Raw genomic sequence first — 17,023 nt, forward strand, 5'->3', positions numbered from 1 at the left:
CCGAGAAAGTCCCGGATGGTAACAAATGCGTTCGAGGGCGTCAGCCGTCAAGTTCGGCGAAACCGGTCAAGAAGTGCGGCCCGATGTAACGCTCGGGCAACTGGAACTCGTCGCGGTATTCCACCTGCACCAGATACAGGCCGTACGGATGCGCCGTCACCCCGCCGGAACGGCGAATGCGGCTCTCCAGCACTTCCTTCATCCACTCCACCGGGCGCTCCCCGGAGCCGATGGTCATCAGCACCCCGGCGATGTTGCGCACCATGTGGTGCAGGAAGGCGCTGGCGCGGATGTCGAGCACGATCATCTTGCCGTGCCGCGTCACCCGCAGGTGATGCAATTCCTTGATCGGCGACTTGGCCTGGCACTGACCGGCGCGGAAGGCGCTGAAGTCGTGGGTGCCGACCAGATATTGCGCGGCTTCAGCCATGCGCTCGACGTCCAGTGGACGGTGGTTCCAAGTGATTTCTTCGTTCAGGTGCGCCGGGCGGATCTGATCGTTGTAGATCACGTAGCGATAACGCCGGGCGATGGCCTTGAACCGCGCATGAAAATGCGCCGGCATGACCTGCGCCCAACTGACACTGACGTCGTGGGGCAAATTGATGTTGGCGCCCATGACCCAGGCTTTCAGCGAGCGCTCGACCTGCGTATCGAAATGCACCACCTGACCGCAGGCATGCACGCCCGCATCGGTGCGCCCGGCGCAATGCAGCGAAACCGGTGAATCGGCGACTTTGGACAAGGCGTTTTCGAGGGTTTCCTGCACGGTCAGCACACCTGAGGCCTGACGCTGCCAGCCGCGATAACGCGAGCCCTTGTATTCAACGCCCAACGCGATCCGGAAAAAGCCATCGGCCGCCATTTCGGCGGCCGGATTATCTATATTTGCCAAGGGGTGACAGCCTGCTGATCGACGCAAAGGCGGGCATTATAAGGCCGCAGGTCCATGACGCCAGAGCCGCGTGGCATTGCATCGCCGATACAGAGTTCGCTATATAGATAACTACACAACGAAAACACAAAAACCGAGACCTGATGATGACCGCCACACTCAAAGAAGCCGTAGGCTCGGCTTATAGCCTGGAAGGCATGCTCCACGCCAAACGCAAGACCTGGGAAGCCATCGCCGAAATGGCCCGCCGCATCAAACCCGGCATGCTGGAATCCGAGGCCCAGGCGATGAGCCTGGAAGTGCTGAACGAACTGGGCATGGACCGTATCTGGCATCCCTCGAAAATCCGCTTCGGCGAAAACACCCTGAAAACCTTCAAGCAGCGCTCCGATGGCGATCCGGTGCTGGCGCAAAACGATATTTTCTTTATCGACCTCGGCGTGGTCTGGGATCGTCATGAAGGCGACTCAGGCGCGACCTTCACGGTCGGCGACGATCCCGAGATGAAAGCCTGTGCCGTGGCGGCGAAGACCCTGTTCGATCAGGTTCACGATTACTGGCGCACGAAGCAGGTCGCCGGTCCGGAGCTGTACCGCTATACCGATGAGCAGGCCACGGCCATGGGCTGGAAGCTGAACCTGGAAATCAAGGGTCATCGAGTCAGTGATTTCCCTCACGCGATCTATCGGGCGGGGGACCTGGGCAACTTCGAGGACTGCCCGAATGTCGGGTTGTGGATTCTGGAGATCCAGATTGCCCACCCTACCCGGCCGTTTGGGGCGTTTTATGAGGATTTGTTGGCCTGATTAGCGCAGCCGATCTCCCTTGTGGGAGCGGGCTTGCTCGCGAATGCGGTGTGTCATTCAGCATTGATGTTGACTGGCACACCGCATTCGCGAGCAAGCCCGCTCCCACAGGGGTATTGCGGTGATACAGAAACAAAAACGGCAGCCTCAATGGGCTGCCGTTTTGTTTACAACTGACTCAACTATCAAGCCAGACGCGAAAGCATTTCCTTGGCTTCGCTCTTCTGCCCCGCATCACCCTCGGTTACCACTTCATTGAGGATGTCCCGGGCGCCGTCGTTGTCGCCCATGTCGATGTAGGCCTGGGCCAGATCGAGTTTGGTGGCGACTTCATCGGTGCCGGAGAGGAAATCGAACTCCGGCTCGTCAGCCACCGAGGCGGCCGCGTCTTCGGCGGTAAAGGTCGGTTCGCCGAGGCTCTGGGACAACCGCTCCAGTTCGGCGTTGACGTCATCCAGCTCCGCCGCGAACGCATCCTTGGGCTCAGGGACGTCCATTTCGTCCGCCAGGGACAGGTCGAAATCGGCCGGCAGCTCCAGATCATCCAGCGCGGCTTCCGTCACGGCTGACACTTCGACAGGAGGCAGGTCTTTGACGCCCTCGTCCAGGTCCAGCAGGAAATCATCTTCCGCCAGGGTTGCCGGCGAAGCATCGCCACCGAGGTCCAGGTCCAGATCGAAATCCGACAGGTCGTCGAGGTTTTCCTTGATCTCGGTCTGCTGTTGCAGCACCGACTCAAAGCTCAAATCGTCGTCCAGCGGGAAGTCGTCCAGTTCTGCCAGGGCTTCCGGCGCCGGAACCGGTGTAACCGCTGCCGGAGAAGCGTTTTCCAGGTCGTCCAGGCTCAAGTCAAAAGTGCTGTCGAGATCGTCCACGGCCGGGGCCGGCCCTTCGGGCTCATCCAGCAGCAGGTCCTTGACGTACTGTGCGTCCAGCTCGGCCGCGACGGCGGCGGCTGCAATGCCGCCGGCCGCCGCTGCAAGCACCATGGCCGGGAAACGGCTTTTCAGTTGTTCGACCTGAGCGAAGTTCTCGCCATTGGCCACCAACTGACGCTCCTGAGCCACAAACGCATCACGATCGCCTTGCTGACCGTAGACTTCCATCAACTTCAGGCGCAGGTCGCTGCGTTGCGGCTCTTGCTTGATACCGTCTTCGAGCAACGCGGCGGCCTGATTCAGGCGACCCGCGTTGATGTGCGACTGGGCGTGGCTCAGGACGTCGTCATTACGCTCGGCGGCTGGAGAGATCAGCGGCGCGGCAATCGGCGGGGTCACTACGACGGGCTCAATCACAGGAGCTGGCGCCGGGGCCGGAACTGGCGCAGATGCAGGTGCAGGTGCAGGTGCAGGTGCAGGTGCAGGCACTTTAGCAAGCGTCACGCTCGGCGGCGGCACTTCGAGGCCTTCGAAGCTGCTTTCCGGCAAGTCTTGCTCAGGGGAAAACTCTTGTTCCTCAGCCAGGGCACGCGCCATGCGCAGGTGCTTTTCCGCTTCCTGCTGGGCTTTGCGGCGACGGGCCAGCAGCAACAGCAACAGCAGCAGAACGACAGCGCCGCCGCCCACCAGACCCAGCAGGATCGGATTGGTCAGCAGGTCGTTGAACTTCTGATCGTCGGAAACCGCAGGCGTCGGCTCGACTGGCGTTTCAGCCGGGGCCGGAGTGGCTTCGGGTGCCGTCACGACAGGTGCTGGCGTGGCAGGAGCCGCATCAGTCGGCGTGGCTACCGGCGCTGGAGGCGGCGTCAGTTCAGCGGAAATCACTGGAGCGGTGGCGGCCGCCGGAGCCCCCGCAGCGCCTTCGGCTTGCAGCTTGGCCAATTGATTGTTTTTCAGTTCGATCAAGCGTTGCAGCTTGTCCAGCTGACTTTGCAGATCGGTCATGCGGCTTTTCAGTTCGGCGTTGTCACGACGGGTCGTGTCGAGGCTTTCCTGGGTCACCGCCAACTTATTGCTCAGATTCTTCGCATCACCGGCGGCACCCTTGCGGCCCTTGCCGGATTCGGCAGAGACCAGGCTCAGCTTGTCTTTCGCAGCCTGGGTCGAAGCGGCATCGGCAGTGCCACGCTTGGTGGCATCGAGTTGCTGCTGCCCGGTGCCAGGTTTGGCCACGTAGCGACGGCCCTGGCGCCACGCGGTATTTTGCGCGGCGACTTCAGCGATGGCCTTGGGTTGCGGCAGGCTGGTGCTTTGCACCTGATCCGGCATGCGCAGGACCTGGCCAGTCTTCAGCAGGTTGATGTTGCCATTGATGAAAGCATCCGGGTTCAAGGCCTGGATGGCCAGCATGGTTTGCTGCACCGAGCCGCCATTACGTGCCTTCGCCGCGATTTCCCACAGGGTGTCGCGCGGCGTGGTGGTGTAGGTCGATGGCTTGGTGGCGCCGGTCATCGGCGCCGTCACCGCTTGAGACGGCGCAGGTTGCGCGGCGGCATCGGCGGCTTGCGGAGAGAATTTGGACGGATCGAGCAACACGCTGTAATCGCGCAGCAAGCGACCGTTCGGCCACATCACCTGAACCAGGAATTTCACCATCGGTTCGGAGAGCGGCTTGCTGGAGGTCACGCGCAGGATGCTTTTACCGCTGGCGTTGAGGACCGGGGTGAAAGTCAGGTCGTTGAGAAACGCCTGGCGATCGACGCCGGCCTTGGCGAAATCGTCCGGCGAGGCCAGGCTCGGCACCACTTCGGCAGCGGTGAGGTCCTTGACGTCGAGCAGCTCGATTTCTGCCACCAGGGGCTGGTTCAGGGTCGACTTCAGGGTCAGTTCCCCGAGCCCGAGGGCATGCGCCATACCGGAGGACAGCGCCGAGGCGGCCGCTATTGCTAACACCAGTTTGCGAACTTGAACCATAGCCTCATCCTTTGTTTGAACATTCCTCGGCCAGCGAGAAGGTGTTGAAAGCCGCTGCCGTAAGGCATTGCGCGCGGCGGCGAAGGGTCGTCGCGCGCGATTATTTCTTTGATGCCCTGGAAAGTCCCGTGGGGTGACTCGCCTTCAGCACTCCGGCCAAGCATAGCGCTCGGCTAGAATCATTCGAAAAATTGTTGCCAAGTATCTTTTACAGCAGGTCTTTTATCAACAATTCAGCCACCTGCACAGCATTGAGCGCAGCGCCCTTGCGTACGTTATCTGACGTCAGCCACAAATTAAGTTCCGACAGGTCGTCGACACCGCTGCGAACCCGACCCACATAGACCACATCCTGCCCTACCGCGTCACCTACCGGGGTCGGATAATCACCCGCTTCCACCAGCTCGATGCCTGGCGCATCTTCCAGTGCGGCGTTCACTTTTGCCAGGTCCACAGTGCTGCCTGACTGCAAGGTCACGCTAAAGCTATCGCCAAAAAACACCGGGGCTTGAATGCAAGTGACGGAAATCTTTAATAAAGGTAGCGCCATGACCTGACGCAGCTCGCGCACCAGGCGTTTTTCCAGCAGCGTATGACCTTGATCATCGGGCTTGCCGACCTGGGCCAGCAGGTTGAAAGCCATCTGCCGGTCGAAGAATGTCGGCTCCAGCGGGCGCACGTTGAGCAACTCGGCGGTTTGCCGGGCCAGCTCGGTCACGGCTTCGCGGCCCTGGGCAGACACGGCCAGGCTGGCGGTCACATTAACCCGCTGCAGGTCGATCACATTGAGCAACGGCGCGAGCACCACGGCCAAGGTGGTGGCCGACGGGCTCGGGCTGCTGACCTGGAATGGCATTTTCAGGCCGGCCAGTACTTGAGCGTTGGCTTCCGGCACGATTTGCGGCGCTTCATCCGCCGACAGTGCGCCGGACAGATCGATCAGCGAGCAACCCGCCGCACGGGCGCGGGAGGCGAAACTCAGGGTCACGGCGGGACCGGCCGCGAAGAACACCAACTGAACCTTGCTGAAATCGAACTCATCGACTTCCCGCACCCGCACGTTCTTGCCGCGAAACGGCACCGAATGCCCGGCGGATTCGCTGCTGGCCAGCAGGTGCAGATTGCCGACCGGGAAATCGCGCTCTTCGAGAATCTGCACGAGGGTTTCGCCGACAGTACCGGTGGCGCCGATCACGGCAATATCGAAGGACTGGCTCATGGTTCTACCTCTGGCGAAACGGGGGGAGCGGCACTTTACCGGGTGGGTGGCGGTTCGGCAATTTAGAGCAAAAGATCGCAGCCTTCGGCAGCTCCTACAGGATCGGGTTTACACGCGACCAATGTAGGAGCTGCCGAAGGCTGCGATCTTTTTGCAGGCAAAGAAAATCCCATAAAAAAACCCGCACCTGTTTCAAGGCACGGGTTCTTTCACAGCTTCAACCGATCAACGCTCAAGCAGAATCCGCAGCATGCGACGCAGCGGTTCGGCCGCGCCCCACAGCAGTTGGTCGCCGACGGTGAAGGCGCCGACGTACTGGGTGCCCATGTTCAGCTTGCGCAGACGGCCAACCGGTACGTTCAGGGTGCCGGTGACTTTCGTCGGGCTGAGTTCCTGAATGCTCGCTTCGCGGCTGTTCGGTACCAGTTTGACCCAAGGGTTGTGTTGGCTGATCAGCCCTTCAATGTCGGCAATCGGCACGTCTTTGTTCAGTTTGATGGTCAGCGCCTGGCTGTGGCAACGCATGGCGCCGATGCGCACGCAGATGCCGTCCACCGGGATCGGGCTCTTGAAGCGACCGAGGATCTTGTTGGTCTCGGCCTGGGCCTTCCACTCTTCGCGGCTCTGGCCGTTCGGCAGTTCCTTGTCGATCCACGGGATCAGGCTGCCAGCCAGCGGTACGCCGAAGTTTTCGGTCGGGTACGCGTCGCTGCGCATGGCTTCGGCCACACGGCGGTCGATGTCGAGGATCGCGCTGGCCGGGTCGGCCAGTTGATCGGCGACAGCGGCGTGGGTCGCGCCCATTTGCTTGATCAGTTCACGCATGTTCTGCGCGCCGGCACCGGAAGCCGCCTGATACGTCATGGCGCTCATCCACTCGACCAGACCGGCTTCGAACAAGCCGCCCAGGCCCATCAGCATCAGGCTGACGGTGCAGTTGCCGCCGATGTAGTTCTTGGTGCCCGCATCGAGCTGCTGGTCGATGACCTTGCGGTTCACCGGGTCCAGCACGATCACCGCGTCATCCTGCATGCGCAGGCTGGAAGCGGCGTCGATCCAGTAACCCTGCCAGCCGGCTTCGCGCAGTTTCGGGAAGACTTCGCTGGTGTAGTCGCCACCCTGGCAGGTCAGAATCACGTCGAGGGTCTTCAGCTCTTCAATGCTGTAAGCGTCCTTGAGCGGAGCAATGTCCTTGCCCACGGACGGGCCTTGGCCACCGACATTGGAAGTGGTGAAAAACACCGGCTCGATAAGATCGAAATCCTGCTCTTCCAGCATCCGCTGCATGAGCACGGAACCGACCATACCGCGCCAACCGATCAGACCTACACGTTTCATCGCAACTACACCTTCTTGAAAAAGTGGGCCGCTGCTTTCATGGGTGAAAGTGGCAGCGGGCCCGAGAGATTACAGATTCCGCAGCGCGGCGACTACTGCGTCGCCCATTTCCTGCGTACCGACTTTGGTGCAACCGGTCGACCAGATGTCGCCGGTGCGCAAGCCTTGATCCAATACCAGGCTCACGGCCTTCTCGATGGCATTAGCCGCATCCTGCTGGTTGAAGCTGTAACGCAACATCATCGACACGGACAGGATAGTGGCCAACGGGTTGGCAATGCCTTTGCCCGCGATGTCCGGCGCCGAACCGTGACAAGGCTCGTACATGCCCTTGTTGTTGGTGTCCAGGGACGCCGACGGCAGCATGCCGATGGAACCGGTGAGCATCGACGCCTGATCCGACAGGATGTCGCCAAACATGTTGTCGGTGACGATCACGTCGAACTGCTTCGGTGCGCGCACCAGTTGCATGGCGGCGTTGTCGACGTACATGTGGCTCAGTTCGACCTCAGGGTAATCCTTGGCCACTTCTTCGACAATTTCACGCCACAGTTGGCTGGACGCCAGCACGTTGGCCTTGTCCACCGAGCAGAGCTTTTTGCCACGAACCATGGCCATGTCGAAACCGACACGGGCGATGCGGCGGATTTCGCTTTCGCTGTACGGCAGGGTGTCGTAGGACTGACGCTCGCCGTTTTCCAGGGTGCGGGTGCCACGTGGCGCGCCGAAGTAGATGCCGCCGGTCAGTTCACGGACGATCAGGATGTCCAGGCCCGCGACGATTTCAGGCTTGAGGCTCGAGGCTTCGGCCAGTTGCGGGTACAGAATTGCCGGGCGCAGGTTGCCGAACAGGCCCAGTTGCGCACGGATTTTCAGCAGACCGCGCTCAGGGCGGATGTCACGCTCGATGGTGTCCCATTTCGGGCCGCCCACCGCGCCCAGCAGTACGGCGTCGGCAGCGCGGGCGCGCTCCAGGGTCTCGTCAGCCAGCGGCACGCCGTGCTTGTCGATGGCGGCGCCACCGATCACGTCATGGCTCAGCTCGAAGCCCAGGCTGTACTTGTCGTTGGCCAGTTCCAGCACCTTGACCGCTTCGGCCATGATTTCCGGGCCAATACCATCACCTGGGAGAATCAGAATCTGCTTGCTCATGCTTTCCTCATGTCATCAGTCGGTGCGCCCGTGGGCGCGCCCGGAAAAATTCTATCGTTCTGCCATCAGCACCAGTACATCTGTACTGAACGAACCGTCGGCCTCAATCTCAAAATATTCGCGTACTTCATGGCCCATCGATTGCTGCAACTCGCGGATCGCCGCGCGCATGACTTGCGGTGTGCGCATGCGTTCGACCCAGCTGGTGTACTCCAGACGCAGCCGCTGGCGCGTGGTGCTGCGGGTATGCAACCCCGCTTCGCTGATTTGGCGCAACCACTCGCCGGCAGAATAATCGCGCACATGGCTAGTGTCGCGCAGCACTTCGACGCTTTGCAGGTAGGTGTCGAACAACGGGCTGCCCGGGGACAGCACGTCGACGAATGCCGCCACGCCACCCGGTTTCAGCACCCGGCGCACTTCCCGCAGGGCCAGGCCCAGATCGCTCCAATGGTGCGCCGAATAACGGCTGAACACGAAGTCAAACTCGCCATCGGCGAACGGCAGGCGCTCGGCGGCGCCGTTGACCGTAATGATATTGCTGAAACCACGATCAGTCGCCGCCGCAGCCACCACGTCGAGCATTTGCTGGGACAGGTCGTAGGCCACCACTTCCTTGACCAGCGAGGCTACGTGAAAACTCACGTGACCGGCGCCGCAGCCCAGGTCCAGCACGCGGGCCTCGCCCCGCCCGGCCAGCTCAGCCTGTAGCAGCGCGAATTCGGTGCCTTGAGCGTGAACGGCGCTGCTCAGGTAGGCCGAGGCCTGTTCACCGAATTGCTTTTGTACGACTTGGCTGTGCTGGGCGGTGCTGGTCATGGGGGACTTCCTTTTTGGGGTTTAGCCTTGTGGTGTCTGGGCTGCCGTCTTCGCGAGCAAGCCCGCTCCCACAGGGGGGTTGTGTTCGCCGCAAATCCACTGTGGGAGCGGGCTTGCTCGCGAAGAGGCCAGCCCTGTCTACATCAATCCCGGATCAATCAAACATCGCGAAACAACCAAGGCTGACTCGCCCGGTGCTTGCTTTCAAACGTCGCAATCGCCTCGTGGTCCATCAATGTCAGACCGATATCGTCCAGGCCATTCACCAGGCAATGCTTGCGAAACTCATCCAGCTCGAAGCTGTAGACCTTGCCATCCGGCCGGGTCACGGTCTGGGCTACCAGGTCGACGGTCAACTCATAGCCAGGATTCGCCTCGACCTGCTGGAACAACTCATCCACTTCAGCGTCACTCAAGATGATCGGCAGCAAGCCGTTCTTGAAGCTGTTGTTGTAGAAAATGTCGGCATAGCTCGGCGCGATGATGCTGCGGAAACCGTACTCTTCCAGGGCCCACGGCGCGTGTTCACGGCTGGAGCCGCAACCGAAGTTCTCACGGGCCAGCAGCACGCTGGCGCCTTGGTAGCGTTCGGCGTTGAGCACGAAATCCTTGTTCAGCGGGCGCTTGGAGTTGTCCTGGTAGGCGTAGCCCACGTCCAGGTAACGCCATTCGTCGAACAGATTCGGACCAAAACCGGTGCGTTTGATCGACTTCAGAAACTGCTTCGGAATGATCTGGTCGGTGTCGACGTTGGCCCGGTCCAATGGCGCGACCAAACCGGTGTGTTGGGTAAAAGCTCTCATGTGCGGTTCCTCAGATCAGTTCGCGAACGTCGATGAAACGACCGTTGACGGCAGCCGCAGCGGCCATCGCCGGGCTGACCAGGTGCGTACGGCCACCGGCGCCCTGACGCCCTTCGAAGTTGCGGTTGGAGGTCGAGGCGCAATGCTCGCCCGACTCCAAGCGGTCCGGGTTCATCGCCAGGCACATCGAGCAACCCGGTTCACGCCACTCGAAACCGGCTTCGAGGAAAATCTTGTCCAGGCCTTCAGCCTCGGCTTGCGCCTTCACCAGGCCCGAGCCCGGCACCACGATGGCTTGCTTGATGGTCGAAGCGACTTTACGGCCCTTGGCGATGACTGCCGCGGCGCGCAGGTCTTCGATCCGCGAGTTGGTGCAGGAGCCGATAAAGACACGGTCCAATTGAATGTCGGTGATCGCCTGATTGGCGCTCAAACCCATGTATTTCAACGCGCGTTCGATGGAACCGCGTTTGACCAGGTCCATCTCTTTCGCCGGGTCCGGCACGTTCTGATCAACGGCCAAGACCATCTCTGGCGAAGTGCCCCAGCTGACTTGTGGCTTGATCTGGGTGGCGTCGAGCTCCACGACAGTGTCGAACACGGCATCAGTGTCGGAAACCAAATCTTTCCAGGCTTCGACAGCCATGTCCCACTCCGCGCCTTTCGGTGCGAAGGGACGGCCCTTGACGTATTCCACGGTTTTTTCGTCCGCCGCCACCAGACCCACGCGGGCGCCGGCCTCGATGGACATGTTGCAGATAGTCATGCGGCCTTCGATGGACAAATCACGAATCGCGCTGCCGGCGAATTCGATGGCATGGCCGTTACCGCCGGCGGTGCCGATCTTGCCGATCACCGCGAGCACGATGTCCTTGGCCGTCACGCCGAACGGCAATTTGCCCTCGACCGACACCAGCATGTTTTTCATTTTCTTGGCGACCAGGCACTGCGTGGCGAACACGTGCTCGACTTCGGAGGTGCCGATGCCATGGGCCAACGCGCCAAACGCGCCGTGGGTCGAGGTGTGCGAGTCGCCGCAGACCACGGTCATGCCCGGCAAGGTCGCGCCCTGCTCCGGGCCGATCACGTGAACGATGCCCTGACGCACGTCATTCATTTTGAATTCGGTGATGCCATATTCGTCGCAGTAGTCATCGAGGGTCTGAACCTGCAAACGCGAAACCTGGTCGGTAATCGCTTCGATGCCGCCCTTGCGATCCGGGGTGGTCGGCACGTTGTGGTCCGGGGTGGCGATGATCGAGTCGACACGCCAAGGCTTGCGCCCGGCCAGACGCAGGCCTTCGAAAGCTTGGGGCGAAGTCACTTCATGGATGATGTGGCGGTCGATATAGATCAGCGACGACCCATCGTCGCGCCGTTTCACTTCATGGGAATCCCAGAGCTTGTCGTAAAGCGTTTTGCCGGCCATCAGACGGTCCTCATCAGCTTGCTTCTATTTTCTATGCCTTGGGTCGTGCACGGTTCAATAACCCCTTGGCTTGTGAGGTCGATCCTAGGGGGTTACATTAAATAACTCAAATTCATATTTTTCATGCTTTGGATAACCAACTGGAATACAACAATGGATCTGGCCAACCTCAACGCTTTTATCGCGATTGCCGAGACCGGGAGTTTCTCCGGCGCGGGCGAACGGCTGCACCTGACACAACCGGCGATCAGCAAGCGCATCGCCGGGCTGGAGCAGCAATTGAAGGTGCGCCTGTTTGATCGCCTGGGCCGTGAAGTCGGCCTGACCGAGGCCGGCCGCGCCCTGCTGCCACGGGCTTATCAGATTCTGAATGTGCTGGACGACACCCGCCGCGCCCTGACCAACCTGACCGGCGAAGTCAGCGGGCGCCTGACCCTGGCCACCAGTCACCACATCGGCCTGCACCGCTTGCCGCCCTTATTAAGGGAATTCACCCGACGTTACCCACAAGTAGCGCTGGATATTCAGTTCCTCGATTCGGAAGTGGCCTACGAAGAAATCCTCCATGGCCGCGCCGAGCTGGCGGTCATCACCCTGGCGCCGGAGCCCCATGCGTTGGTCAAGGCCACGCCAGTGTGGGACGACCCACTGGATTTCGTGGTCGCCCCGGAGCATTCGCTGATCAGCGACGGCCCGGTCAGCCTGGCGGATATCGCCCTGCATCCGGCGGTTTTCCCCGGCGGCAACACCTTTACTCACCACATCGTCCAGCGCCTGTTCGAAGCCCAAGGCCTTACACCGAACATCGCCATGAGCACGAATTATCTGGAAACCATCAAGATGATGGTGTCGATCGGCCTGGCCTGGAGCGTTTTGCCGCGCACCATGCTCGATGATCAGGTGGCGCGGATACCTTTGCCGGGCATACAACTCACTCGCCAGCTAGGCTATATCCTGCACACGGAAAGGACGCTTTCGAATGCGGCACGTGCCTTTATGGCCCTGCTGGATGCACAAATCGATCTGCCACGGACCCACGGCTGACTTGTGCTACTCCTATAGAGCTGCGAAACCCCGTGCCTAACGCCCCATTCAGCCCAAGGCCTGCTGCCAATGCCCAAATCTGTTGACCGTATTCCGCCGATGCCGCGTATTCAGGCCATTGACCCGCAGCGGTCAGAGCAGAGCTGGGAAAGCGCCCCGCAGTTGCTGGCCGCGCTCAACGGCGCGCATCTGGGCGCGTGGTATTGGGACATCGAACGCGGGCAGATCAGTTGGTCCCGGGGCACCCAGGCGCTGTTCGGCTTCGATCCCAAGCAACCGCTTCCGGCGGACCTGGAATACCTCGACCTGTTGCCGCCCGAGGACCGGGCGAAAACCATTCGTGCGTTCCATCAAGTCATCGCCGGCGCCCCGCTGGAACAGGCGATGCATCACCGCATCCGCTGGCCCGACGGCAGCCTGCACTGGCTGGAGATCAACGGCAGCCTGCTGCCGGACAAACACGGTCGGCCACGGATGATCGGGGTGATTCGCGAGATCACCCACCAGCGCCAACGCGAGCAGGCCCTGAGCAGCTCGGAAAAGCGCTTCGCCACGCTGTTCCACCTGTGCCCGAACATGGTGCTGCTGACCCGCCAGGAAGACGGACTGATCAGCGAGGCCAATCAATATTTCGAAAGCCTGTTCGGCTGGCCGGTGCAAAGCGTCATTGGCCGCACCACCCTGGAATTGGGCCTGTGGGTGCATCCCGAACAACGGGCCGTGCTGGTCAAGGCAACCAAAGCCAAGGGCGAATTGATCAGCATGGAAGTGCAGTTTCGCGCCAGCAACGGTCAGGTTCACGATGGCATCCTCAGCGCGCAAAAGGTCGAACTCGAAGGTCAGCCTTACTTATTGAGCACGTTCCTTGACACCACCGAACGCAAAGCCGCCGAACATGCACTCAAGGACAGCCAGGAACGCCTCGACCTGGCCCTGGACTCGGCGCAACTCGGCACTTGGGACTGGCACATTCCCAGCGGCATGCTCTATGGCTCGGCGCGGGCGGCGCAGTTGCATGGCCTGGATCCCAAGCCGTTTCATGAATCTTTCGATGAATTCTTCGAAGGCGTGCCCGGCGAAGAACGCAGCAGCATGCGCAATGCCTACCGCAGCCTGCGCGAAGGCCCGGCCGGCAATTATCAGTTGACCTATCGGGTGCAATTGCCCGACGGCAGTTCGCGTTTCCTGGAAAGCCGCGCCCGGCTCTATCGCGATGAAAACGGCCAGCCGTTGCGCATGGCCGGCACCCTGCTGGACATCACCGATCAGGTCGAGCGCGAGCAGCAACTGGTGGCCTCGGAGGAGAAATTCGCCACGCTGTTCCAGGTCAGCCCGGACCCGATCTGCGTCACCCGCCAGGAAAGTGGTCAGTTCATCGAGATCAACTCCAGCTTCACCCAGATATTCGGCTGGACCGCCGCCGACGTGATTGGCCGCAGCGCGGATGAAATCGGCCTGTGGGACGCCTCGGCGAAAAGCCTGCAACGCATCGAGCAGGTTATCCGCGAACAAGGCCTGAGCAACGTTGCGATCCTGGTGCAGCACAAGGACGGGCAAACCCTGACCTGCGTGATTTCCAGCCGGCAGATCAGCGTCGGCGAACAGCCGTGCATCGTCACGACCCTGCGCGACATCACCCAGCAACAGCGGTCAGAAGCGGCGCTTAAGGCCAGTGAAGAGAAATTCGCCAAGGCGTTCCACTCCAGCCCCGACGCCATCACCATCACCGAGCGCGACACCGGACGCTATCTGGAGGTCAACGACGGCTTCTGTCGCCTGACCGGCTATCGCGCCGACGAAGTGATTGGTAAAACCGTGTATCAGGTCGGCATCTGGGCCGAAGAGAAACAACGCTCGGCGCTGCTGGCCGAGCTACAGATCAAGGGCCGCGTGCACCATCAGGAGATGCTCGGGCGCAATAAACGCGGGGACCTGCTCACCGTCGAAGTCTCGGTAGAACCGATCACGCTTAACGAAACCGCATGCCTGCTGCTGACCGCCCGAGACGTCAGCCTGCTGAAAAACGCCGAAGCGCAGATCCGTCACCTGGCCTACCACGACCCGCTGACCAACCTGCCCAACCGCGCACTGTTGATGGATCGCCTGAGCCAGCAAATCGCCCTGCTCAAGCGCCACAACCTGCGCGGTGCCTTGATGTTTCTCGACCTCGACCACTTCAAGCACATCAACGACTCCCTGGGTCACCCGGTGGGCGACACGGTGTTGAAGATCATCACCGCACGGCTCGAAGCCAGTGTGCGCATGGAAGACACCGTGGCGCGGCTCGGTGGCGACGAGTTCGTGGTGCTGCTCAGTGGCCTGGAAGGTTCGCGCAGCGAAGTCAGCGAGCAGGTTCGGGAGCTGGCGGACACCTTGCGCGAATTGCTCTCGGAACCGATGTTCCTCGACGGCCAGCGCCTGCAAGTGACGCCGAGCATCGGTATCGCGCTGATCCCCGATCACGGCTCGACCCCGACCGACCTGCTCAAGCGCGCCGACATTGCCCTGTACCGGGCCAAGGATTCGGGGCGCAACACCACGCAGATGTACCACAACACCATGCAGAAGGCCGCCAGCGAACGGCTGCGCATGGAAACCGACCTGCGCCTGGCCCTTTCCCGGGGCGAATTCAGCGTACATTACCAACCGCAGGTCGATGCTCAGGACAACCGCATCATCGGCGCCGAAGCCTTGGTGCGCTGGAACCACCCAGAACTCGGCGCGCAATCGCCTACCGAGTTCATCAAGGTCCTGGAAGACAGCGGGTTGATTCTGGAAGTCGGCACCTGGATCCTCGACGAAGCCTGCGATGCCTTCAAACAATTGATCGCCAAGGGTCTGATTGACCCGCTCAATTTCAGCCTGTGCGTGAACATCAGCCCACGGCAATTCCGCCAGAACGACTTTGTCGAACGCATCGAACGCAGCCTGAGCAGCCATGGCCTGCCCTGCTCGCTGCTGAAACTGGAAATCACCGAAGGCATCGTCATCCAGAACCTGGAAGACACCATCAGCAAAATGCGCCGCCTGAAAAAACTCGGCGTGAGCTTTGCCATGGACGACTTCGGCACCGGCTATTCCTCACTGACCTACCTCAAGCGCCTGCCAGTGGACACACTGAAAATCGACCAGTCATTTATCCGCGACGCCACCACCGACCCCAACGACGCCGAAATCATCCGTGCCATCGTCGCCATGGCCCGCAGCCTGGGGCTGGAGGTGATTGCCGAAGGCGTTGAAACGCCGGAGCAACTGGCGTTTTTGCAGGGGTTGGGCTGCCATTTGTATCAAGGGTATTTGCACAGTCGGCCGTTGCCGGTGGAGGGGTTTCTGAAACTCCTCAAATGACGGGCACACACCCGAAATCGATGCAATCTCGTAGCAGCTGTCGAGCCCCGGCGAGGCTGCGTTCGGCGGCGCAGTCGTCGTGAAATCAAGCGATGCGGTGTGTCGGGCAAACCGCATATGCAGGGTTTGCGACGGCTTCGCCGCCGAACGCAGCCTCGCCGGGGCTCGACAGCTGCTACGACGGGTGTGTTGCGCTTCAGAGCAGCGGTGGGCTGGAATTTTTTAAGCGGCTTCCACGACTTGCAGGCCCAGCAAACGCGAAACCTGATCCAGCTCCGTTTCACGCCGCAGCACGGTGAACAACTCCACCGCTTCGGGATAATTGCGGGTCAGCATCGCCAGCCACTGCTTCAAGCGCCCCGGCGATTGACGGGCCGTCATCTGCGCCTTGGCTTGCAACCAGAAATCCTGAATCAGCGGCAGCAGCTCGGCCCAGGTCATCTCGACCACTTCTTCACCGGCGCGCGCGGCGGCGATTTGTCGGGCCAGGTCCGGGCGCGACACCAGACCGCGCCCAAGCATGATGTCTTCCACGCCGCTGATTTCGCGGCAACGGCGCCAGTCTTCGACGCTCCAGATATCGCCGTTGGCGAATACCGGGACTTTGACCACGTCCTGCACGCGCGGAATCCATTCCCAGTGGGCCGGGGGTTTGTAGCCATCGGTCTTGGTCCGCGCATGGACCACAATGTGCGCCGCGCCACCTTCGGCCAAGGCCGTGGCGCAGACCAGCGCGCCGTCCGGACTGTCGAAGCCCAGGCGCATCTTGGCGGTGACCGGGATATGCGCAGGCACCGCACGACGCACGGTTTCGACGATTTGATTGAGCAGTTCAGGCTCTTTGAGCAGGACCGCGCCGCCACGGGATTTGTTGACGGTCTTGGCCGGGCAGCCGAAGTTCAGGTCGATGACTTCCGAACCCAGTTCGCAGGCCAGTGCGGCGTTTTCCGCCAGACACACCGGGTCGGAACCGAGCAGCTGCACGCGCAACGGCACGCCGGACGCGGTGCGGGCACCGGTCAGCAGTTCAGGGCCGAACTTGTGGTAATAGGCGGGCGTGAGCAGTTGATCGTTGATCCGAATGAATTCGGTCACACACCAATCGATACCGCCGACGCGGGTCAGCACGTCCCGCAGGATGTTGTCGACCAACCCCTCCATGGGCGCCAAAGCAATTTGCATGGAAAACACACTCAACGAAAAACGTGCGGCAGTTTACTGGTTTCGGCGGCAATCTGCAGAACATCGCAGATCCACTGTGGGAGCGGGCTTGCTCGCGAAGGCACTCTGTCAGTCATATCAATGGTGACTGACACAC

At 61.1% G+C, this 17,023-nt stretch carries 12 protein-coding genes; 3 read left to right on the forward strand and 9 right to left on the reverse strand.

Features of this window, described 5'->3' with window-relative positions; translation table 11 throughout:
- Positions 1 to 40: 40 nt before the first annotated feature.
- Positions 41 to 865 carry a tRNA pseudouridine(38-40) synthase TruA gene (gene truA / locus HB680_RS01240; RefSeq protein ID WP_213937099.1) on the reverse strand — a complete coding sequence of 275 codons (825 nt, stop codon included), beginning with the start codon at positions 863 to 865 and terminating at the stop codon, positions 41 to 43.
- Positions 866 to 1,041: 176 nt separating this feature from the next.
- Between truA and HB680_RS01245 the strand changes: the two genes are divergently transcribed.
- Positions 1,042 to 1,701, forward strand: coding sequence for a M24 family metallopeptidase (locus HB680_RS01245; protein ID WP_213937100.1), 660 nt, complete (start codon positions 1,042 to 1,044; stop codon positions 1,699 to 1,701).
- A gap of 185 nt (positions 1,702 to 1,886) precedes the next feature.
- Here HB680_RS01245 and HB680_RS01250 read toward each other — a convergent pair whose 3' ends face one another.
- From HB680_RS01250 to leuC, 7 genes are all read right to left on the reverse strand, one after another.
- Complete coding sequence (locus HB680_RS01250) at positions 1,887 to 4,553, reverse strand: FimV/HubP family polar landmark protein (protein ID WP_213936778.1); 2,667 nt, start codon at positions 4,551 to 4,553, stop codon at positions 1,887 to 1,889.
- Between the two features lie 208 nt (positions 4,554 to 4,761).
- Positions 4,762 to 5,772: an aspartate-semialdehyde dehydrogenase gene (locus tag HB680_RS01255; protein ID WP_213936779.1), complete on the reverse strand. Its 1,011-nt coding sequence runs from the start codon at positions 5,770 to 5,772 to the stop codon at positions 4,762 to 4,764.
- 225 nt (positions 5,773 to 5,997) lie between these two features.
- Entirely contained in the window at positions 5,998 to 7,110 is a 1,113-nt protein-coding gene (gene asd / locus HB680_RS01260) for an aspartate-semialdehyde dehydrogenase (protein ID WP_064676830.1), read from the reverse strand.
- Positions 7,111 to 7,179: 69 nt separating this feature from the next.
- Positions 7,180 to 8,262: a 3-isopropylmalate dehydrogenase gene (gene leuB / locus HB680_RS01265; RefSeq protein WP_213936780.1), complete on the reverse strand. Its 1,083-nt coding sequence runs from the start codon at positions 8,260 to 8,262 to the stop codon at positions 7,180 to 7,182.
- Between the two features lie 51 nt (positions 8,263 to 8,313).
- Positions 8,314 to 9,081, reverse strand: coding sequence for a class I SAM-dependent methyltransferase (locus tag HB680_RS01270; protein WP_213936781.1), 768 nt, complete (start codon positions 9,079 to 9,081; stop codon positions 8,314 to 8,316).
- Between the two features lie 158 nt (positions 9,082 to 9,239).
- Positions 9,240 to 9,884, reverse strand: coding sequence for a 3-isopropylmalate dehydratase small subunit (gene leuD, locus HB680_RS01275; RefSeq protein ID WP_213936782.1), 645 nt, complete (start codon positions 9,882 to 9,884; stop codon positions 9,240 to 9,242).
- A 10-nt stretch (positions 9,885 to 9,894) separates the two neighbouring features.
- Positions 9,895 to 11,313 (reverse strand): 3-isopropylmalate dehydratase large subunit, encoded by a 1,419-nt coding sequence (gene leuC, locus HB680_RS01280; RefSeq protein WP_213936783.1) that lies wholly within the window; start codon positions 11,311 to 11,313, stop codon positions 9,895 to 9,897.
- A gap of 153 nt (positions 11,314 to 11,466) precedes the next feature.
- Here leuC and HB680_RS01285 point away from each other — a divergent pair, with 153 nt between their 5' ends.
- Complete coding sequence (locus tag HB680_RS01285) at positions 11,467 to 12,357, forward strand: LysR family transcriptional regulator (protein WP_213936784.1); 891 nt, start codon at positions 11,467 to 11,469, stop codon at positions 12,355 to 12,357.
- A gap of 69 nt (positions 12,358 to 12,426) precedes the next feature.
- Positions 12,427 to 15,705: a PAS domain S-box protein gene (locus HB680_RS01290; RefSeq protein ID WP_213936785.1), complete on the forward strand. Its 3,279-nt coding sequence runs from the start codon at positions 12,427 to 12,429 to the stop codon at positions 15,703 to 15,705.
- A gap of 222 nt (positions 15,706 to 15,927) precedes the next feature.
- Here the strand turns inward: HB680_RS01290 and HB680_RS01295 are convergent, their stop codons facing one another.
- Entirely contained in the window at positions 15,928 to 16,887 is a 960-nt protein-coding gene (locus HB680_RS01295; protein WP_213936786.1) for a tRNA-dihydrouridine synthase, read from the reverse strand.
- Positions 16,888 to 17,023 lie beyond the last annotated feature (136 nt).

It is taken from the genome of Pseudomonas sp. dw_612 (assembly GCF_018449725.1).
Lineage (GTDB): Bacteria > Pseudomonadota > Gammaproteobacteria > Pseudomonadales > Pseudomonadaceae > Aquipseudomonas.